This window comes from Bacillus sp. CDB3, assembly GCF_002081505.1.
Lineage (GTDB): Bacteria > Bacillota > Bacilli > Bacillales > Bacillaceae_G > Bacillus_A > Bacillus_A cereus_AT.
In genome coordinates this window covers 63,243-84,378 of the sequence record NZ_ALBR01000015.1, presented here as the reverse complement: position 1 = coordinate 84,378, position 21,136 = coordinate 63,243, and the positions used below count along the sequence as shown (strand labels likewise).

Sequence of the window (21,136 nt, the reverse complement as noted above, 5' to 3'; positions counted from 1 at the left end):
CCTTATTGTTCCAGTTGCTTTTCTTTTGAAAGCTCAAACGCACTATGTAATGCATTTACAGCCTCCACTAAATCGGTTTCTTTTACAAGAACCCAAATTGTCGTATGACTATCTGCTGATTGCAGAATTTGAATACCTTTTTCCGCTAAAGCTGTAACGATTTTCGCAGTAACCCCTGGGTATCCTGCCATTCCAGCTCCTACAATAGATACTTTTGCACAATGCTCTGTCACAATTGGCTCATATCCAAGATTCTTTAATAATTCAACTGCACGACTTGATACATTATCACTCACCGTATAAGCTACTCCAGTAGGTGAAATGTTAATTAAATCGACACTTATTCCTTCATTCGCCATTTCTTTAAACACATGCTGTTGCAAATCATATGCCGTTTCTTTTGCAAGCACTTTAATTTGCGTCACATTTGATACGTGAGCGATACCTGTAACAGGCCGTTCTTCTACATCACGGCCTTTTGTAGCACCGTCAGATGCTGAAATAAGCGTACCTTCGCTATCAGAATACGTAGAACGTACACGAAGCGGTACTTTTGCATGCATCGCAATTTCAACCGCACGTGGATGAACGACTTTTGCACCTTGATATGCCATGTTACAAATTTCATTGTACGTTACAGTTTGAAGATGACGTGCATCTTTCACAATACGAGGATCCGCAGTCATAACACCTTCTACATCTGTGAAGATATCGATATATTCAGCATGAAGCGCAACACCTAACGCTGAAGCTGAAGTATCGCTACCTCCGCGTCCAAGTGTTGTCGTATCACCTTTTTTCGTTTGTCCTTGGAATCCTGTAACGACGATTACATCTACATTTTCTAACTCTTCATGTACGCGATCACAATTCATTTCAATAATCTTAGCATTCGTAAAATCATCATTTGTTACAAAACCAGCTTGTGCACCATTTAACGCTGCTGCTTTTATACCGTTCTCATTTAACATATTAGAGAAGACGATTGCTGAGATTAATTCTCCGCATGATAATAATAAATCTTGCTCACGATTAGAAATATTAGATTCCTCTTTATTTACAAGACTTAACAAAGTATCCGTTGCATACGGTTCACCTTTACGGCCCATAGCAGATACAACAGTAACTACTTTATAACCAGCAGCTAACGATTTTTTTATATGATGAAGCGCATGCTTACGTCCATTTTCATCACGTACTGATGTGCCACCAAATTTTTGAACAATTATTTTCATATTTTGCACCTTCTCTTAGCCGTTTACACTAATTGTAATTTTACTAAGCGCTCTGCAATTTGAACCGAATTCCATGCAGCGCCTTTTAATAAGTTATCAGATACGACCCAAAGATGGAATCCTTTATCGTTATTTAAATCTTTACGGATTCTTCCAACGAATACTTCGTTTTTACCTACTGCAGTAGCTGGCATTGGGTATAATTGTTCTGCTGGATTATCTTGCAGTACAATCCCTTCTGCATTTGCAAGTAAGTTCTTTAATTCTTCTACTGTAACGCCTTCTTTTTCCACTTCAATGTACACAGATTCCGAATGACCTGATACAACTGGTAAACGTACACATGTCGCAGCTACTTCTAGTTCTGGCATATGCATAATTTTTTTCGTTTCATTAATCATTTTCATTTCTTCAAATGTAAATCCATTATCTTGGAATTTATCAATCTGTGGAATAGCATTAAAAGCGATTTGGAAATGTTTCTCATCACCTGATACAGGTAAAACATTCGCTTTAACTTCTTCTCCATTTAAGATTGCTTGTGATTGTTCATGAAGTTCTTCAATCGCTGCCGCACCAGCACCTGATACAGCTTGATATGTGGAAACGATTACTCGTTTTAAACCATATTGCTGACGAACTGGCTCAAGAGCGACTACCATTTGAATTGTAGAACAGTTTGGATTTGCAATAATTCCATTATGTTCTTTTAAGTCGTTTTCATTTACTTCAGGTACAACAAGTGGCACGTTTTCTGTCATACGGAATGCACTTGTATTATCAACAACAATTGCACCGCGCTTTGCTGCTTCTGGCGCTAATTGTTTCGATACAGATCCACCTGCACTAAATAGTGCAATATCTACTCCTTCAAAACTTTCAGGAGTTGCCTCTTGAACTGTAAATTCTTCGCCTTTAAATACAAGTTTCTTACCTGCAGATCGTTTAGATGAAAGTAACGTTAACTTCCCAATTGGAAATTCTCGTTTCTCTAAAGTATTTAACATTTGTTCACCAACTGCGCCGGTTGCTCCAACTACAGCGACATGAAAAGTTTTTTGCTTTTCCATCACTATGCCCCTTTCTAGATACCAATCCTTCTATAACTTAGAATTAGAAGGAGCTAAAAATGCCCCTCCCAATCTTAATAACGTTAATTTTATCATATTCTACAGTAAGAATGATGGTTTCATCAAAAATTGTCCGTTTTTTTTCGTTTTTTAATTCATATATCTGAATTTTTCTACAACAACAGGTTGCAATTGTTTCCCTTGCAGTGCTTCTAATACTGTATCTTCAAGTAACTCCATACGAGCTACCATTGAGTTCGGTTTTTTCTCTGGTGCATCTTGGCCGAATGGGACGAAGTAGATGTTTTTTGTAGCCATTAGGCGCATGAGGTTCACCCCATTAAGCCCTAAAGCATCATTCGTCGAAACAGCTAACACAACAGGCTTTCCATTTCTTAGCGTCGCTTTTGCTGCCATTAGTACTGGAGAGTCTGTCATTGCATTTGCAAATTTACTCATAGAATTTCCTGTTAGTGGTGCAATTACCATGCAGTCTAGTGGAATTTTAGGTCCTAGCGGTTCTGCGCCAACGATTGAATTAATTGCCTTAAAACCTGTTATTTCTTCAATCTTTTTAATCCACTCTTCTCCTTCTCCAAATCTAGTATTTGTTGATTGAACAGTGTAAGAAACAACGGGACGTACTTCTGCTCCCTCAGCAATTAATTTTTCTAAATGAGGCATCACTTCCTCATACGTACAATGTGAACCTGTAAAACCAAATCCTATTCTTTTCCCTTTTAAATTCATTCCCCATTCTCCTTTCTTGCTATTGCACCTTCTGCTAGTAACTGAGAAAGAACGTTCGCTAAAATTTGTCCGGCTGTTTTCGGAGCAACAATACCCGGCAAACCAGGTGCTAACAACGCCTTGACTCCTCTTTTTTCCGCATATCTAAAGTCGGTACCGCCTGGTTTAGAAGCTAAATCAATTACTAACGTATGAGCTGGCATTTTTGAAATAACATTCGCTGTCACAACGAGATGCGGAATTGTGTTAATCACAATATCGATATTACCTACTTCTTTTTCTATGTCTTGCATATGAAAAGGAGAAAACATCATTTCTGTAATACGAGCAATATGTTCCGATCGTCTCGCTCCTACTTTGACATGTGCTCCTAATGATTGAAAGGCTCGTGCTACACTCATACCAGTTCTACCAAACCCTAAAACCATTACATTCGATCCATGGATTGTGTAATCAGTATGTTGAATAACCATCATTAGTGTACCTTCTACAGTCGGAATAGAATTATAAATTGCAACATCATCACGATCAAATAATTTTACAAGTTTTCGATTCGTAGTAGATACAAGATTCTCCAAATAAGGCGTTCCGATACCTGAATATATAGTAAAGTGTTCTGGTGTCTTTTCAATTTGCTCTTGCGTTATAGAAACTTTTTCATTTGAAAAAATAGTATCTACTTCTCCTTTGGCATTCGTCCCTGCAACTGGCAAAATAATGGCATCTAAAGCAGCGAAATTTAAATCTTGTATACTTTCTTTTGCTGCCCCAGTGAAGCCATGATCTAGCTGTTCAAACCCTATTAATGAAAGTTTCGCATCTAGTTCAACTAACTTGCGAATTACTTCTAGCTGCCGTGCATCTCCTCCTATGACAGCGATATGCATCTCAGTCAACATTCCCTAATTCACCTTCTTTTTCTTTCATTTATAAGAAAAATGCCTACTTTTTCTTTTTCCTCCACATCATATGTAATGTACGAGTTTGAGGTGATTGAAAAACAAAAAGCACACATGATTTATCTTCTTTATATAAAGATAAAAAAAAGACAACCAAAATGGTCATCTTTCACTCTGATTTTGAATGGTTTGTAAAATCACAAAGTATCATATCATGTCCCACTTTCTTAATTTGGTTCCATTCGACCCTCACTTCTTGCTGTTCTCTTTTAAAACCTCCCCACTTCCCAGCAGGTATAATAAGAGCTTGTATTCGTCCATCTCGTTCATTAATTTCTAAATCTGTGTGGCCTAAAACTCCCATTTTTTCCGCTCTTTCTAAATCCACAATCTCTTTACCACTTAATTCACTTAAACGCATGAAATCTCCCCCTTATCTTTTTTATCAAAGCCTCCCTATAATAAGTACCTATTCTGCATATATAAAAAAAATAACCATATCTCCTTTAAAAGAGATACGGTTATTTCTGAAAACAAATGAATCACAACACCAATTAAAGTTTCATTCCTTTTGGGAGTTTTCCATCTGGACTAATAAGTGCTGCAGAGAATTCATCAGTAAACATGTTGCGAATTAACTCGTCTACATTTTGTTTTGTTACAGTGTTTACACTTTCAATAATCTCATCAAGAGAACGATGTTTACGAAGAAGTAGTTCGTTTTTACCGTTACGGCTCATACGACTATTCGTACTTTCTAAACTTAACATTAAGTTTCCTTTTAATTGTTCTTTACTATTAACAAGCTCTTTTTCTGTAATACCTGTATTTTTCAACGTATTTAACGTCTCTTGCATTGTTTCATACAGTGTATCTAATTGTTGGCTACCTGTTCCACCGTAAAGCGTTAACATCCCTGTATCTTCATAAGAAGAGTGATACGAGAATACTGAGTACGCCAATCCACGTTGCTCACGTACTTCTTGGAATAAACGGCTACTCATACTACCGCCTAAAACATTATTTAATACAATTAAGTTATAAATATCTTCGTGTCCCATTTGCAAGCCTTTATATCCTAAACATAAATGAGCTTGCTCTGTTTCCTTCTTACGTGCTACTTTATTAAAGTGGAAAATTGGACTATGTACTTGTTCACGATTTGTTGTGCCTTCGTAATTACCGAAATATTGCTCTACAATTTGTAAAAATGATTCATCAATATTACCTGCAATTGATACAACTACATTTTCAGGTGTGTAATGATCTTTTATATATTGACGTAACGTATCACCTGTAAATGTTTCAAGTGTTTCTTCTGTTCCTAAAATAGGATATCCAAGCGGATGCGTTTCATATGTCGCTTTCGTTAACATATCATGCACAATATCATCTGGCGCATCTTCGTACATTTTTATTTCTTCACATACAACATTCTTCTCTTTTTTCAGTTCTTCCTCATCAAATGTTGAATTAAAGAACATATCTGCTAAAACGTCTAACGCGTATTTAGCGTGCTCATCTAACACCTTTGCATAGTAACATGTATATTCTTTTGAAGTAAAAGCATTTACTTGTCCGCCAATGCTATCAAATGATTCTGCAATTTCTCTCGCGCTACGTGTTTCTGTCCCTTTAAAGAACATGTGCTCTAAAAAGTGCGAAACCCCATTGTTTTTTTCATTTTCATTTCTTGAACCTGCATGGATCCATATACCAATCGCAACTGAGCGTACAGTTGGAATATTCTCCATAACAATTCTTACACCATTTTTACACGTATATTTTTTAATCAAAAACTTTCCTCCTAATGCCAGTTTCTCTAAATAATTGCTATTATTTAATGATAACAAGTTTAAGGATGAATGTCATGCAAATGTATTTAATCTACACGTTTTTCATCCAGTAATTCTGTTATATTCCCCACTTTATATCCTTGTTCCTTCAAATTTTTAATCATAGTTTCTAATGCTTCCGTTGTAGATGAAGTAGGATGCATCAGCACGATAGCACCTGGATGTATTTTCCGCATTACTCTCTGCAATAGTACGCCTGGTTCTGGTCGCTTCCAATCAATTGTATCTACCGTCCACATAATCGTACCCATTTGAAAATCATCTGCTATCTTTACTACCTCATCCCGAAAACTTCCACTTGGAGGAGCAAACCATCTGACCTTTTGATTCGTAGCTACTTCTATCATTTGATTCGTTTTTTGCAATTGCTCTCGTATTTCCTCCGAAGATAACGTTTTCATATTCGGGTGTGTGTAAGAATGATTTCCTACTTCTTGATTCGCATCTACAATCATTTTTGCAAACCTCAAATTTTCTTTCACCCAACGTCCTTCTAAAAAGAAAGTCGCCTTCACATCATGTTTTTTCAATATCTCTAATATACGAGGCAAATACTCATTGCCCCATGCCACATTAATTGTTAATCCCACCATTTTTTTATTTGGGTGCCCTCGATAAATGGGAGCTGGTGGTAAATCTTTTAGATGGACACTCGGTGATACTTCCTTGAATTTAAGTTGCTGTTGATCAAACTTCTTGAGCGTCTTCATATTATTGTAGGATGCTTCTACATCCACTTGTCTTCCATTATATCCTGGTGTCGCTTTCCAAATCTTATCAATCGCCGCATTTTGCGGGACAACCTCATACTGTTTTGCATGTTTTTGAATTTCTTCATACAAACTATCTTGAGCAAAAACGGAATAAGAGCCTACACCAACATATAAAGAAAATATTAATATGTATGCAAATATACGAACTTTCATATAAACCCTCCCATTAACTATATAAAAAGAAAACCATTTTCTTCTTATCTTTGTTAATTTGAGCGTTATGATGAAAACTATACCTATACTGACATAAAAATATATGCAAATCATGTTTTTTACATAACAAAAAAAGCCAGTTTAACTGGCTTTTACTTATTGCTGCTCTTGTTTATTTTCTTCTTTCGCAGCTTCTTTTTCTTGCTCTTCTTTTAGCAATACTTTTCTAGATAGGTTCACACGACCTTGCTTGTCAATCTCGATAACTTTAACTGTAATTACATCACCGATTTTCACAACGTCTTCTACTTTACCTACACGCTCAAGTGCCAGTTCAGAAATGTGGACTAATCCATCTTTACCGCTGAATAATTCAACGAAAGCACCGAATTTCTCAACACGTTTCACTTTTCCTTCGTAGATTTCGCCTACTTGTACTTCACGAACGATATCTTCGATAATTTTCTTAGCTTTGTCATTCATTTCTTGATTTATTGAAGAAATGAATACTGTACCATCTTGCTCGATGTCAATTTTAACGCCAGTTTCTTCAATAATTTTATTAATTTGTTTACCGCTCGGTCCAATAACGTCACGGATTTTATCTGGGTTAATTGTCATTGTAATAATCTTTGGAGCATACGCTGATAATTCAGTACGTGGCTCTGCAATAACAGATAACATATGATTTAGAATGTGCACACGACCAACTTTCGCTTGTTGTAATGCCTCTTCTAAAATTTCACGAGATAGACCATCGATTTTAATGTCCATTTGCAGTGCAGTTACACCTTTTGCTGTACCTGCTACTTTAAAGTCCATATCACCTAAATGATCTTCCATACCTTGAATATCAGATAAAATTGTGTAATGCTCACCAGATTTAACTAGACCCATTGCAATACCAGCAACTGGAGCTTTCAGTGGAACACCCGCATCCATCATTGCTAAAGTACTACCACAAATACTTGCTTGTGAAGTAGAACCATTTGATTCTAAAACTTCAGATACAAGACGTACTGTATATGGGAAATCTTTTTCAGATGGAATTACAGGCTCAAGAGCACGTTCTCCTAGTGCACCGTGACCAATTTCACGACGACCTGGTCCACGCATCGGTCTTGTTTCACCAACACTAAATGATGGGAAATTGTAATGGTGCATAAAGCGTTTTGATTCTTCTACACCAAGACCATCTAAAATTTGTACATCGCCTAATGCACCTAATGTACAAATACTTAATGCTTGTGTTTGTCCACGTGTGAACAGACCAGAACCGTGTGTACGAGATAAAATGCCAACCTCTGATGCTAATGGACGGATTTCGTCACCTTTACGGCCATCTGGGCGGATTTTTTCAACTGTAATAAGACGACGTACTTCTTCTTTTACAATTTTATATAAAATCTCATTTACTTGTCCTAATGTGTCAGCGTCAGCTTCCTGCGCTTCGTAATGTTCAATTACACGCTTTTTCACTTCGTTAATTGCATCTTCACGTGCATGCTTTTCATGTACTTGAATCGCTGAATGCATATCTTTCTCAGCCATTTCACGTACAGCTTGATTAAGATCAGCATCAACTTCATAAAGTTTTACTGCTAATTTCTCTTTACCTACAGCTTGTACAATCTCTTCTTGGAATGCAATTAGACGTTTAATTTCGTCATGACCAAACATAATTGCTTCTAACATTGTTTCTTCAGGCACTTGATCTGCTCCTGCTTCAACCATGTTAATTGCATCTTTCGTACCAGCTACAACTAGGTGAATATCACTTTGTTCTTGCTGTTCTACTGTTGGATTAATAACGAACTCGCCATTAATACGACCAACTGTTGCACCAGCGATTGGGCCTTCAAATGGAATATCTGAAATCGATAACGCTAATGAAGAACCAAACATAGCTGCCATTTCAGAAGAACAATCTTGATCAACACTCATTACAATGCTGACAACTTGTACTTCGTTACGGAAACCATCTGCGAAAAGTGGACGAATTGGACGGTCGATTAAACGACTTGCCAAAATTGCTTTTTCACTTGGACGGCCTTCACGCTTAATAAAGCCGCCTGGAATTTTTCCGACTGCATATAAACGCTCTTCATAGTTTACTGTAAGCGGGAAGAAATCTACATTTTTTGGCTCTTTTGATGCAGTTGCTGTAGATAGAACTGCTGTGTCGCCATATCTTACTAATACTGCTCCGTTCGCTTGTTTTGCAAGCTGACTTGTTTCAATTGTTAGCTGACGACCAGCTAAATCTATCGAGAAGACTTGCTTTTCCTGACTCATTTAAGTACCCCTCTCAATTTAAAATATTCAATTCTTCTATGTAAATGGATAGTATATCACAATATTCTTTCCTCTAGTATTGCCGAAAATTTAATAAGCTATAAAGAGTAGAAGATATATTTTTACCTAACAAAAAAGCGGGAATATTCCCGCTTCTCTGACTATCGACGTAAGCCAAGCTTTGTGATTAATTCACGGTAACGTGTGATATCGCTATTACGAAGGTAAGTAAGTAAGTTACGACGTTTACCAACCATCTTTAATAGACCACGACGTGAATGATGATCCTTCTTGTGAGTACGTAAGTGCTCGTTTAGAGTGTTAATTTGCTCCGTTAGGACAGCAATTTGAACCTCTGGAGAACCAGTATCAGTCTCATGAGTTCTAAATTGTGCAATGATTTCATTTTTACGCTCTTGTGTTAAAGCCATCCTATTTCACCTCCTAATAATTAAACCCCCAGTTACCTAGCAAGCGTCGGTGAGTCGCAATGCCAAGCAATGGTTGTCATAAAGTACATAACATAGAATACTACTTTTCATTTGAAAAAGCAAGTATATTCTTTGCGCTTGAAAAATATTCTTGGGCGATTTTCTTATCTTTCGCGATTTGTGCAACTAACTCATCAATACCATTAAACTTTTTTTCTTCTCTTATACGCATATGCCACTCCACCGTGACACTTTGATCGTATATATCTTTATTAAATTCAAATAGATGTACTTCAATAGATAATTGGCGCTCATTCTCTTTAAAAGTTGGTTTATATCCAATATTACATACGCCATCGTGCCATTCATCGTGAACTTTTAATCTCACTGCATATACACCTACAGGTGGGAGTAGATATTCATCACTTAAACCTACATTTGCAGTTGGAAAGCCAATTTGGCGTCCACGCTTATCACCGTGCACAACTGTTCCTTCTACCGTATAAGCTCTCCCTAAAATAGATGGAATCTGCTCCATTTCTCCATTTCGAATTAACTTTCGTAATGAGGTAGAACTTACTTTTTCTTCTTGATATTCAACTTTTTCGATCACGGTCTGTGTAAACTCCCCTCTTGCATGAAATGGTAAAGTCTCCATCTTCCCTTTCCCTAAACGTCCATATGAATAATCAAAGCCTGCTACTACATGCTTTACGTTTAAATCAATAATATAATCATCTACAAATTGTTGTGGTAATAATCCTGCAAATGATTCATCAAATTTAATAACATATAATATATCGATTCCTAAACTTTCGACTATTTTTTCTTTATCACGCATTGGTGTAATATACTCCACATGCGCTTCCTTTTTTCCTAAAACAACAGATGGATGAGGATAAAATGTCATAACTGCACTTTTATATCCCCGTTCATCCGCTATTTGCTTCGCAGTTCGAATCACACATTGATGTCCTAAATGAATGCCATCAAAAAATCCTAATGCCATTACAGTAGGTGGTAATTCTAATTTATTTTGTTCATGTGGATGAGTTAAATGAATAAGTTTCACGCTTGAATTCACCTTTTTCTGTAATAATCCTTCCGATAATTCATTATAGCTTTAGTTCTTGATTATTCACAAGTACTTTCATTGGCTTTAGCATACCAGGGTGTTTTGGATGATGCTCATAAATCGCTAAGCAACAATCATTTTTATCAAATACTGTAATAAATGGTGCTGTTATTTCTAATTCATTCTTTAAGAACATACCATTTTTTATTTTTTCTGCCTGCTTTTCATCTACAACCATTTTTGGAAACTTACTTAACGCTTCATCAATTGAAATGAAGATAGACTCTACTGTTCCATTTTGCACGTTTTCTTCAATTTCTTCAAATGATATGCAATCTTCTAGTAAAAATTCACCAGATGCTGTTCTTACAAGATGGGACATGTGTGATGGAAAACCAAGTTTTTCACCAATCATTACTGCTAGCGTTCTTACATATGTTCCTTTACTACACGTTACACGGAAACGGAATGAAATGTTTTCCCCTTCAAAAACTTCACGTTCATCAAGTAATACAAATTCGTGAATTGTAATTGTACGAACTGGACGTTCAACCTCTTGACCTGCTCTAGCATATTCGTATAGTTTTTTCCCGTTTACTTTTACAGCTGAAAACATCGGTGGCATTTGTTCAATTGTTCCTGTTAACTTTGCAAGAACATTTTCTACTTCTTTTCGTGTAATAACACGATCCACATTTTTCGTTTCTACAACTTCACCCGAAGCATCTTCAGTCGTCGTAGAAAATCCTAATGTTACTTCACCTTCATACGTTTTCGTCTCACTTGTTAAAAATTGTGCAATTTTCGTTGCTTTACCAACACAAATCGGTAATACACCCGTTACATCTGGATCTAATGTTCCCGTATGACCAATTCGTTTCTCACGTAAAATCTTTCTTAATTTAAATACACAATCATGTGACGTCATGCCTTTTGGCTTATGTAATAATACTACACCTTCCATATATGTTCACCTCATCATAATTCTTTCATAATAAATATCCAAAACTTATTTTGCATTGAAAAAATGGATAGACATATGTCTATCCATTATTCTTCACGTTTACCTTCTTTATTAATTTCATGTAAAAGTGTATCAATTCGATGACCATATCCAATAGACTCATCAAATTCAAAGGAAATTTCCGGTGTTTTACGAAGACGAATACGTTGGCCAATTTCTGAACGAATGAAGCCTTTCGCCTTCGCTAAACCTTTTAATGTACTTTCTTTCTGTTCTTCATCACCTAAAACAGAAATATATACTGTAGCAATTTGTAAATCTCCACTCACTTGTACATCTGTTACTGTAACAAATCCGACACGTGGATCTTTAATTTTACGACTGATTATGTCGCCTAATTCTTTTTTCATTTGCTCGCCTACACGGTTTGCACGTAATTTCATAATTCTTCACCTCATTCAGTACCATTCCAATTGTGTTATCGTACGTTCAATTTCAGGAAATGAATCGATGTACTCGAGTACACGATTCATTTCTTTTTCACAGATAACACGATTTGAGGATACGGAAACAATTGCAATTTCTGTACGTTGCCATACATCTTGATGCCCTACTTCTGAAACAGCTACGTTATAACGCTGCTTCACACGAGTTAGCACCCTTTGCAAAATTGCTCGTTTCTCTTTTAAAGAATGCACATCGTAAATCATACACTCGAATGAGAGTGAAGCGATAATCATCGCTTCACTTCTTCCATAATGTACGCTTCAATGATGTCCCCTTCTTTAAGATCATTATATCTCTCAATTGTAATACCACACTCATAGTTTTGTGCAACTTCTTTTACGTCGTCTTTGAAACGTTTTAACGTATCAAGTTGTCCTTCGAAAACTACTACGCCATCACGGATAATACGAACGCCACTATCACGTGTAATTTTACCGTCGATTACGTAACAACCTGCGATTGTTCCAACTTTTGTTACTTTGAACGTTTGACGTACTTCCGCTTGACCGATTACTTTTTCTTCGAATTCTGGATCCAGCATACCTTGCATTGCTGATTCGATTTCTTCGATTACTTTATAGATAATACGGTGTAAACGAACATCAACGTTCTCTAATTCAGCTGTACGCTTCGCATTCACATCAGGGCGTACGTTAAATCCAATTATAATTGCATTAGATGCAGAAGCTAAAATAACATCAGATTCTGTAATCGCACCTACGCCTGTATGGATAATTTTCACTTTTACGCCTTCAACATCAATTTTACGAAGTGATGCTGCCATTGCTTCAACAGAACCTTGTACGTCTGCTTTCACAATTAAGTTAATTTCTTTTACATCGCCCTCTTGGATTTGTTGGAATAAATCTTCAAGGCTTAATTTAGATTTCTCACCGCGTTGAGCAAGTAACGCTTCTTGTGCACGTGATTCACCGATTTGACGAGCTTTCTTCTCATCAGCGAATGCCATGAAACGATCTCCCGCTTGTGGTACTTCATTTAAACCTGTAATTTCAACAGGAGTTGATGGACCAGCAACTTTTACACGACGACCAATATCACTTACCATCGCACGAACACGACCGAATGATGTTCCAACAACAATTGGATCTCCAACTCGAAGTGTACCGTTTTGAACAAGTAATGTCGCGATAGTTCCTTTACCTTTATCAAGCTGCGCTTCAATTACAGTACCAGCTGCATAGCGATTTGGATTTGCTTTATATTCTTCTACTTCACTCACAAGAAGAATCATTTCTAGCAAGTTGTCAATTCCCTCGCCTTGAATTGCAGAAATTGGTACGAAAATTGTGTCTCCGCCCCAAGCTTCTGGAACTAATTCATATTCTGTTAATTCTTGCATTACACGATCAGGATTTGCCGCTGGTTTATCCATTTTATTCACTGCAACAATAATTGGTACTCCAGCTGCTTTCGCATGGCTAATCGCTTCAACTGTTTGTGGCATAACACCATCATCAGCTGCAACAACAAGAATTGTAATATCCGTTACTTGCGCACCACGAGCACGCATCGTTGTAAATGCTGCGTGACCAGGCGTATCTAAGAATGTAATTTTTTTATCATTTACATCAACTTGGTATGCACCGATATGCTGAGTAATTCCACCAGCTTCGCCAGCAGTTACTTTTGAATTACGGATAGAGTCAAGCAATGTTGTTTTACCATGGTCAACGTGTCCCATAATTGTAACAACAGCTGGACGCTCTTTTAAGTTTTCTTCATCATCTTGCTCATCGATGAATGTTTCAAATTCAGTTTCACTTACAACTACTTCTTCTTCTACTTCAATACCGTAATCAGTAGCAATTAACTCAATTGTATCTTTATCTAAATCTTGGTTAATTGTTGCCATAATTCCTATCATGAAGAGCTTTTTAATAATTTCAGATGGCTCTTTGCTTAACTTTTTAGCAAGTTCACCTACTGTAAGGCTTCCAGAGAAAGTAATTTTATCTGGTGTTTCTACTATTTGTGTTTGTTGTCTTCCAGCAAAGTTTTCTTGACGTTTGTCTTCATTTCCTTTGCCTTTTTTCTTCTTCTTATTGCTGTTCTTTTTACTGCGAACAACTTTCTCTTCTACTTCAAACTCATCTGCAACAGAAGGTTTTTCTGCCCCAGTGTTATATTGATTATCTAATTTGTTTACTACTTCGTCTTCTAACATTGTCATATGATTCGAAACCTCGATATTCATCTCTTTTAGTTTTGTCATAAGATCTTTACTTGAGATATTATTTTTTTTTGCATATTCATGTACTCGAATTTTACTCATACCTTCACCCCCGGTAATTTGTATCGAGCATGCTACGTAGCTTTTTCGCAAAGCCTTCATCTAACACAGCTACAACGACTCGCTCGTCTCTCCCAATCGCATGCCCTAATTGTTGTCGATTTTCGACTTTTCTCATTGGTATGTTGTAGTACGTGGTTTTATCAATGATACGTTTTGTAGTGTTCGCTGACGCATCTTCAGAAAGCAATACTAGCTTTGCTTTGCCACTTCGTACTTCTTTTAAAACGAGTTCTTCACCCGAAATAATTTTTCGAGCGCGGTTTGCTAGTCCTAAAAACGATTTCCAATCGGACACTTACTTCGACTCCTTCTCAACAAGCTCAAGAAGCTCTTCGTACAGAGAACTGTCGATTTTCGCTTTTAGATGATGTTCCAAAATATTTTTCTTTTGGGCTTGAATAATGCATTCTTTATCTTTTGACAAATATGCACCTCGTCCTGATTTTTTTTCCTGATAAATCAATAGACACTTCGCCCTCTTTGGAACGAACAATGCGAACGAGCTCTCGTTTTGATTTCATCTCTTGCGTCGCAATACATTTTCGTAACGGAACTTTTCGATTGCTCATACTCATCACCTCTATTCGATTTCGTCTTCAACTGAATCGAATCCGAATGCGATTACGCTATCTTCTTCTGTTACAATACCAAGTTGTTTCGCATCAGACTCACTTTTAATATCAATTTTCCAGCCTGTTAATTTAGCTGCAAGACGTGCATTTTGTCCACGCTTACCAATTGCTAATGAAAGCTGGTGGTCTGGAACAACAACAGTTGTTGCTTTTTCTTCTTCATCTACAAGTACTTTAACAACTTGTGATGGACTTAAAGCATTTGCAACATATTCAACTGGATCATTTGACCAGCGAACGATGTCAATTTTTTCGCCTTTTAGTTCATCTACAATGCGTTGTACACGTTGTCCTTTCGGTCCTACACAAGAACCTACTGGATCAACATCGATATTCTCTGCATACACAGAAATTTTCGAACGATCGCCTGCTTCACGCGCTACAGAGCGAATTTCTACAGTTCCATCATAAATTTCTGGAACTTCCATTTCGAATAAACGTTTTAAAAGACCAGGATGTGTACGTGATACGTAAATTTGTGGTCCTTTCGTTGTTTTTTCTACTTTTGTAATAAATACGCGAATACGGTCATGTGGTTTATATTGCTCATTTGGCATTTGCTCACTTACAGGTAATAAAGCTTCTACTTTCCCTAAGCTTACATAGATGAAACGAGCATCTTGGCGCTGTACAATACCAACCATAATGTCTTCTTCACGATCACTAAATTCTGAATAAATAACACCACGTTCCGCCTCACGAACTCGTTGTGTTACAACTTGTTTTGCAGTTTGTGCTGCAATACGACCAAAATCTTTTGGCGTTACTTCAATTTCTAGTACGTCGCCATCTTGGTAGTTTGGATTAATTTGTCTTGCCTCTTCTACAGAGATTTCAAGACGTGGATCAAACACATTATCAACAACGTCTTTACGTGCTAAAACTTGAATTGTTCCCACTTCTGGGTTAAAGCTCACACGAACGTTTTGTGCTTGGTTAAAATTGCGTTTATAAGCAGAGATTAATGCTGCTTCAATCGCATCAATAATAATATCTTTGCTAATACCTTTTTCTGACTCTAAAACGAGCAAAGCATCTAACAACTCAGTGCTCATGAAGATCCCCCTTCTTACTAAAACGTAACAGCAAGTCGCGCATTGGCAACTTTATCCATTGGAATTTGGATTTCTTTTTTACGTGTTTTAATTGTTAATAGTAGTGTAATTGTAGTACCGTCGTAGGAAAGTAGCTTTCCTTCAAACATCTTTTCACCATCAATCGGCTCATATGTTTTAATTGCCACTTGTTTCCCTACCGCTTGCTGGAAGTCTTTCTCTTTCTTTAATGGGCGTTCCGCTCCAGGAGATGATACATCCAAAAAGTAAAGATGAGGAATTGGATCCTCTTTATCTAAAGCTTCGCTTAAACGTTCACTTACCGCACCGCATTCTTCAATGTCGACTCCCTTTTCAGAATCGATGAATACGCGTAAGAACCAGTCTTGTCCTTCTTGCACATACTCCACATCTACAAGTTCAAGATTTAACTCTTCAACGATCGGCTGCGCAAATGCTTCTACAACTTCTGTGACTTTCTTATCCATAAACAGCCTCCTTCCTGCCGCCATGTACCATTTACAAGAAAAGATCCCGTTCATTAAGACGGTCTATCTTATTCTTTCTCGTTAGCTAACAAAAGCCCCTGCTGTTAAGCAGGGAATATCTGTCTTAGTATTACCAAATTTAAGAAGTAAAACTTGTAACAAAATATGTATATACGACAGAAATATCTTTACTATCCACATAGATAAAATGTAGATAGTAACACGAAAGAGTGGGTTTCCCCACTCTCTTTTTCACAAAATATACATGACATGGTTATCTCGGTTTATAGTATACCATAGCAAATATTGATTTGCAAAGACTTTTCCTACCTGTTAGAACAGTGATAATTGGTTTTGATCCGGTAAATCTCCTAGACAACCTTGACTATCTAAATACTCAATAATTGTTTTTGAAACCTTACTGCGCTGCTGTAAGTCTTCTTTTGATAGGAAGTCTCCATTTTTACGTGCTTCTACAATACTTAAAGCTGCGTTTGTACCAAGACCAGGCACTGCATTAAATGGAGGAATTAATGAGTCTCCATCAATAATAAATTCTGTTGCATGTGAGCGGTATAAATCAACCTTTTGGAATGAGTATCCACGCTCACACATTTCAAGTGTCATTTCTAGTACAGTTAATAAACTCTTCTCTTTCGGCGCTGCATCCAACCCTTTTTGAGCAATTTCGTCAATTTTTACGCGTATGGATGCTGAACCTTTCGCCATGGCTTCTACATCAAAATCATCTGCACGAACTGTAAAATATGCCGCATAGAATAAAAGTGCAAAATGCACTTTAAAGTACGCGATACGTACAGCCATAAGTACGTAAGCAGCCGCATGGGCTTTAGGGAACATGTATTTAATCTTCTTACATGAATCAATATACCAACCTGGTACATTATTATTTTTCATGTCCTCTTCCCATTCTTCCGGTACACCTTTACCTTTACGAACTGACTCCATGATTTTGAAGGCTAATGATGGATCTAAACCTTGATAAATTAAATATACCATGATGTCATCACGACAACCAATAACCTCACTCAGTGTACATGTACCATTATAAATTAACTCGTTTGCATTACCGAGCCATACGTCAGTACCATGTGATAGTCCAGAGATTTGGACTAACTCTGAGAATGTCGTTGGTTTTGTCTCTTCTAACATTTGTCTTACGAATTTCGTACCAAACTCTGGTATACCAAGTGTACCTGTTTTACAGTTGATTTGTTCTTCTGTTACGCCTAACGATTCTGGACCTGAGAAAATTTTCATCACTTCTGGATCATCCGTTGGTATTGTTTTTGGATCAATACCACTTAAATCTTGTAACATACGAATAACGGTCGGATCATCGTGTCCAAGTATATCAAGTTTTAATAAATTATCATGAATCGAGTGGAAATCAAAGTGCGTTGTTCTCCACTCAGCCCCTATTGAATCCGCCGGAAACTGTATTGGTGAGAAATCAAAGATGTCCATGTAATCTGGTACTACAATAATACCGCCTGGATGCTGTCCAGTTGTACGTTTTACCCCTGTACAACCTGCAACTAACCGATCTATCTCTGCATTTCGAATCGTTAAATTATGATCATTCGCATATCCTTTTACATACCCATAAGCGGTTTTTTCCGCAACTGTACCTATCGTTCCCGCACGGTATACATAATCTTCACCGAACAGTATTTTCGTATAGTTATGGGCACGTGGTTGATATTCCCCGGAGAAGTTCAAATCGATATCGGGCACCTTATCTCCTTTAAATCCAAGGAACGTTTCGAACGGAATATCATGTCCATCTTTTACGTATGACACATTACACGTTGGACATTCTTTATCTGGTAAATCAAAACCAGAACCTACAGAACCGTCATTAAAGAATTCTGATTGCTTACACTTTGGACATACGTAATGCGGTGGTAATGGATTTACTTCTGTAATTTCCATCATTGTTGCAACAAATGATGACCCTACCGATCCACGCGAACCTACTAAATATCCGTCTACTAACGATTTTTTCACAAGCTTATGTGAAATTAAATAAATAACGGCGAATCCATGTCCAATAATACTTTTCAATTCTTTTTCTAAACGAGCCTCTACAATTTCTGGTAGCTCTTCCCCATAAATGCTACGTGCCATTTTATAACTCATATCACGCGTTTCATCATCGGCACCCTCAATTTTCGGTGTGTATAGATCATCTTTTACTGGATGAACATCACCAATTAATGACGCAACCTTTTGTGTATTCGTTACTACAATCTCTTTCGCTTTGTCTTCACCTAAAAATGAAAAACACTCTAACATCTCATCTGTTGTACGGAAATGTACAGGCGGTAAAGAATGTCGATTTAACGGATTTGCTCCGCCCTGCGAACTTACTAAAATTTTACGATACATTGCATCCTCTGGCTCTAAATAATGCACGTTCCCTGTAGCAACAACTGGTTTATCTAACGTCTCGCCTAGTTTAACTAAATTAGAAATAATTGTTTTTAATTGACCTTCATCTCTAACGAGTTCACGTTCTACTAAATGACGTAACACCTCTGGAGGCATAACCTCAATATAGTCATAAAACTGTGCAATTTCTTCTACTTCTTCAGGTGCTTTTTGCATCATCGCTTCAAACACTTCACCTTTATCACAAGCCGTTCCTACTATAATGCCTTCACGATATTTTTTTAATAGAGACCTTGGCACTCGTGGTACACGGTAAAAGTAATTCAGATGAGAATATGAAACAAGTTTATATAAATTTTTTAATCCAACGTCTGATGTGGCAAGTAATGTCATATGACTTGGACGCCCACGTTTATATGCATCCCCTTGCCCCATACTATCGTTTAGTTGATCATGATATTCAAATCCCTTTTCAATCACATCTTTTAACATTTTCACAAGTAAATATCCCGTTGCTTCTGTATCATAAATCGCACGGTGATGTTGCGTTAATTCAATATCAAGCTTTTTACACATTGTATTTAATCGATGATTTTTCATTTCTGGGAATAAGAACCGTGCAAGTTCTAACGTATCAATAACTGGGTTTTTCGTTTTTTCTAGCCCGGCCTTTTTAAAACCTACGTTAATAAAGCCCATATCAAAGCTTGCGTTATGGGCAACAAGTGTATGGTCACCCATCCATTCCTCAAACTTTTTGAACACTTCGTCCACTTCTGGAGCATCAGTTAACATATCATCTGTAATACCTGTTAATTCAATAATTGTTGCAGATAATGGTTGATGTGGATTTGCGAAAGATTCAAAGCGATCAATGATTTCGCCGCCTTTTATCTTTACGGCAGCTAACTCAATTACTGTATCGTATACAGCTGATAAACCTGTCGTCTCAACGTCGAAAACAACATATGTTTCCTCTGCAAGTAAACGATGTGCTTCGTTATATGCTATTGGTACACCATCATTAACTAAATTTGCCTCCACACCGTATATAACTTTAACCCCAGCCTTTTTACCCGCAGAATATGCTTCTGGGAAAGACTGAGCAACAGCATGGTCTGTAACCGCAATAGCCTCATGCCCCCATTTACCAGCTTGGGCAACAAGCCTAGAAACAGGAGTAACAGCATCCATTTGACTCATTGGCGTGTGAAGGTGCAGCTCTACACGTTTTTCACCTTCTGGCGCTTTATCTTTACGAGACGGTCCTGTTATTTCATTAATATCATTTGCAATCATTACTAAATCCCGAACGAATGTATCGTTTTGGACAGAACCGCGTGCCTTCACCCACATTCCTTTTTTCAAGGATTGCAGCATTGGAATATCTTCTTTGTCACGTGAGAACATTTTGATCATAATAGAATCTGTATAATCCGTTATTTTTAAAGTTAATAACGTACGTCCACTACGAAGTTCTTTCGTTTCTACGTGAAAGACATATCCTTGAACCGTTTTTCTTCTTTCTTCATCTTGAATTTCTCGCATCGGTGTAATCTCTTCATCTGGCTTAATAAGATACCCGAGTGTAATCGGTCCTTCATGCACAACGCTGCTTTCTTCAGCTTGCTTCTTCGCCATTTCTTCCATAGCTTGTATAACACGCTCGCGGTCTTCTTGCTGCGTTTGCTCACGGAACTTTTGCATTTCTTCTACATTTTGTTTTATATGTGTGTCTAACTGAAAACGTGGAAATCCAAAAGCTTCATATTGTTCACCTACTGGTTTCGCAACGTTTTTCTTTAGAGCAGTAGATTCTAGCTCATTATTCACATTTATTAGCAACTTCACGCCATTCACTTGCGGAAGTTGTTTTTTTAAGTACGCAAACATAGGTGAAAATGTAATTCGTTCCGTACAAAGTGGCCAATACGCCCTCACTTCTTCTTCTGTAAATTGTTTATTCTCTGTTTCTAATGCAAATGTTGTTGTTGCAATATGAGAAAATGATTGCTTAAGCTTTGTTTCTAGCAATTCATATAATTCTGTTGGCAAAATACGTGGCACTTGTAAATCAAAATGCCAACTTTTATTTGCTTTATCGATAACTAGCTTTTCAATACCACCGCCATGTAAATATTGATTTATAAGGTCTTCTGGTATTTGCAACTGCTGGAGCAAAATTTGAAATCGCTCTTGTTGTTCATTTGTTAATGACATA

The 21,136-nt window shown here is 37.2% G+C and carries 18 protein-coding genes and 1 pseudogene; all 19 read right to left on the bottom strand.

From position 1 onward, the window contains the following. Window positions 1-2: 2 nt before the first annotated feature. The 19 genes and pseudogenes from dapG to CDB3_RS05435 all read right to left on the bottom strand — a co-directional run bounded on the left by dapG (window position 3) and on the right by CDB3_RS05435 (window position 21,135). Window positions 3-1,235: an aspartate kinase gene (gene dapG, locus CDB3_RS05525; protein ID WP_128853699.1), complete on the bottom strand. Its 1,233-nt coding sequence runs from the start codon at window positions 1,233-1,235 to the stop codon at window positions 3-5. Window positions 1,236-1,258: 23 nt separating this feature from the next. Beyond that, on the bottom strand, window positions 1,259-2,305 hold the full coding sequence (gene asd, locus CDB3_RS05520; RefSeq protein ID WP_097830977.1) for an aspartate-semialdehyde dehydrogenase: 1,047 nt from the start codon (window positions 2,303-2,305) through the stop codon (window positions 1,259-1,261). Window positions 2,306-2,455: 150 nt separating this feature from the next. After that, window positions 2,456-3,055, bottom strand: a complete 600-nt coding sequence (dpaB, locus tag CDB3_RS05515) for a dipicolinate synthase subunit B (RefSeq protein WP_001049482.1) — start codon at window positions 3,053-3,055, stop codon at window positions 2,456-2,458. Beyond that, window positions 3,052-3,954, bottom strand: coding sequence for a dipicolinic acid synthetase subunit A (gene dpaA, locus CDB3_RS05510; protein ID WP_016130177.1), 903 nt, complete (start codon window positions 3,952-3,954; stop codon window positions 3,052-3,054). Before dpaA ends, dpaB begins: the two co-directional genes overlap by 4 nt. Window positions 3,955-4,123: 169 nt before the next feature. Next, the gene (locus CDB3_RS05505) at window positions 4,124-4,375 is read right to left on the bottom strand and encodes a YlmC/YmxH family sporulation protein (RefSeq protein ID WP_128853698.1); all 252 of its coding nucleotides are present in this window, start codon (window positions 4,373-4,375) and stop codon (window positions 4,124-4,126) included. Window positions 4,376-4,508: 133 nt separating this feature from the next. Continuing rightward, window positions 4,509-5,750 (bottom strand): M16 family metallopeptidase, encoded by a 1,242-nt coding sequence (locus CDB3_RS05500; protein WP_071746773.1) that lies wholly within the window; start codon window positions 5,748-5,750, stop codon window positions 4,509-4,511. An 86-nt stretch (window positions 5,751-5,836) separates the two neighbouring features. Next, the gene (locus CDB3_RS05495; protein ID WP_128853697.1) at window positions 5,837-6,736 is read right to left on the bottom strand and encodes a polysaccharide deacetylase family protein; all 900 of its coding nucleotides are present in this window, start codon (window positions 6,734-6,736) and stop codon (window positions 5,837-5,839) included. A gap of 156 nt (window positions 6,737-6,892) precedes the next feature. Continuing rightward, the gene (gene pnp, locus CDB3_RS05490; protein WP_128853696.1) at window positions 6,893-9,031 is read right to left on the bottom strand and encodes a polyribonucleotide nucleotidyltransferase; all 2,139 of its coding nucleotides are present in this window, start codon (window positions 9,029-9,031) and stop codon (window positions 6,893-6,895) included. A gap of 161 nt (window positions 9,032-9,192) precedes the next feature. Continuing rightward, window positions 9,193-9,462 (bottom strand): 30S ribosomal protein S15, encoded by a 270-nt coding sequence (gene rpsO, locus CDB3_RS05485; protein ID WP_001229392.1) that lies wholly within the window; start codon window positions 9,460-9,462, stop codon window positions 9,193-9,195. Between the two features lie 100 nt (window positions 9,463-9,562). Further along, window positions 9,563-10,534: a bifunctional riboflavin kinase/FAD synthetase gene (gene ribF, locus CDB3_RS05480; RefSeq protein WP_000766725.1), complete on the bottom strand. Its 972-nt coding sequence runs from the start codon at window positions 10,532-10,534 to the stop codon at window positions 9,563-9,565. A gap of 43 nt (window positions 10,535-10,577) precedes the next feature. Continuing rightward, on the bottom strand, window positions 10,578-11,501 hold the full coding sequence (gene truB / locus CDB3_RS05475) for a tRNA pseudouridine(55) synthase TruB (protein WP_071746777.1): 924 nt from the start codon (window positions 11,499-11,501) through the stop codon (window positions 10,578-10,580). A gap of 86 nt (window positions 11,502-11,587) precedes the next feature. After that, complete coding sequence (rbfA, locus tag CDB3_RS05470; RefSeq protein WP_000776443.1) at window positions 11,588-11,944, bottom strand: 30S ribosome-binding factor RbfA; 357 nt, start codon at window positions 11,942-11,944, stop codon at window positions 11,588-11,590. Between the two features lie 15 nt (window positions 11,945-11,959). Next, window positions 11,960-12,241, bottom strand: coding sequence for a DUF503 domain-containing protein (locus CDB3_RS05465; RefSeq protein ID WP_000582364.1), 282 nt, complete (start codon window positions 12,239-12,241; stop codon window positions 11,960-11,962). Then, window positions 12,238-14,304 carry a translation initiation factor IF-2 gene (infB, locus tag CDB3_RS05460; RefSeq protein WP_128853695.1) on the bottom strand — a complete coding sequence of 689 codons (2,067 nt, stop codon included), beginning with the start codon at window positions 14,302-14,304 and terminating at the stop codon, window positions 12,238-12,240. The genes CDB3_RS05465 and infB overlap by 4 nt, the downstream gene beginning before the upstream one ends. A gap of 4 nt (window positions 14,305-14,308) precedes the next feature. Next, entirely contained in the window at window positions 14,309-14,620 is a 312-nt protein-coding gene (locus tag CDB3_RS05455) for a YlxQ family RNA-binding protein (protein ID WP_001286519.1), read from the bottom strand. After that, window positions 14,621-14,894: pseudogene (gene rnpM / locus CDB3_RS05450) on the bottom strand (RNase P modulator RnpM). A gap of 11 nt (window positions 14,895-14,905) precedes the next feature. After that, on the bottom strand, window positions 14,906-16,012 hold the full coding sequence (nusA, locus tag CDB3_RS05445) for a transcription termination factor NusA (protein WP_000102601.1): 1,107 nt from the start codon (window positions 16,010-16,012) through the stop codon (window positions 14,906-14,908). A gap of 17 nt (window positions 16,013-16,029) precedes the next feature. Next, the gene (gene rimP, locus CDB3_RS05440; protein WP_000359098.1) at window positions 16,030-16,500 is read right to left on the bottom strand and encodes a ribosome maturation factor RimP; all 471 of its coding nucleotides are present in this window, start codon (window positions 16,498-16,500) and stop codon (window positions 16,030-16,032) included. A gap of 333 nt (window positions 16,501-16,833) precedes the next feature. Continuing rightward, the gene (locus CDB3_RS05435; RefSeq protein ID WP_128853694.1) at window positions 16,834-21,135 is read right to left on the bottom strand and encodes a PolC-type DNA polymerase III; all 4,302 of its coding nucleotides are present in this window, start codon (window positions 21,133-21,135) and stop codon (window positions 16,834-16,836) included. Between the last annotated feature and the right edge of the window lies 1 nt (window position 21,136).

Coding starts and splice junctions, on each gene's coding strand:
- dapG (WP_128853699.1), bottom strand. CDS start 1,235: ATGAAAATAATTGTTCAAAAATTTGGTGGCACATCAGTACGTGATGAA.
- asd (WP_097830977.1), bottom strand. CDS start 2,305: ATGGAAAAGCAAAAAACTTTTCATGTCGCTGTAGTTGGAGCAACCGGC.
- dpaB (WP_001049482.1), bottom strand. CDS start 3,055: ATGAATTTAAAAGGGAAAAGAATAGGATTTGGTTTTACAGGTTCACAT.
- dpaA (WP_016130177.1), bottom strand. CDS start 3,954: ATGTTGACTGAGATGCATATCGCTGTCATAGGAGGAGATGCACGGCAG.
- CDB3_RS05505 (WP_128853698.1), bottom strand. CDS start 4,375: ATGCGTTTAAGTGAATTAAGTGGTAAAGAGATTGTGGATTTAGAAAGA.
- CDB3_RS05495 (WP_128853697.1), bottom strand. CDS start 6,736: ATGAAAGTTCGTATATTTGCATACATATTAATATTTTCTTTATATGTT.
- pnp (WP_128853696.1), bottom strand. CDS start 9,031: ATGAGTCAGGAAAAGCAAGTCTTCTCGATAGATTTAGCTGGTCGTCAG.
- rpsO (WP_001229392.1), bottom strand. CDS start 9,462: ATGGCTTTAACACAAGAGCGTAAAAATGAAATCATTGCACAATTTAGA.
- truB (WP_071746777.1), bottom strand. CDS start 11,501: ATGGAAGGTGTAGTATTATTACATAAGCCAAAAGGCATGACGTCACAT.
- rbfA (WP_000776443.1), bottom strand. CDS start 11,944: ATGAAATTACGTGCAAACCGTGTAGGCGAGCAAATGAAAAAAGAATTA.
- CDB3_RS05465 (WP_000582364.1), bottom strand. CDS start 12,241: ATGATTATCGCTTCACTCTCATTCGAGTGTATGATTTACGATGTGCAT.
- infB (WP_128853695.1), bottom strand. CDS start 14,304: ATGAGTAAAATTCGAGTACATGAATATGCAAAAAAAAATAATATCTCA.
- nusA (WP_000102601.1), bottom strand. CDS start 16,012: ATGAGCACTGAGTTGTTAGATGCTTTGCTCGTTTTAGAGTCAGAAAAA.
- rimP (WP_000359098.1), bottom strand. CDS start 16,500: ATGGATAAGAAAGTCACAGAAGTTGTAGAAGCATTTGCGCAGCCGATC.
- CDB3_RS05435 (WP_128853694.1), bottom strand. CDS start 21,135: ATGTCATTAACAAATGAACAACAAGAGCGATTTCAAATTTTGCTCCAG.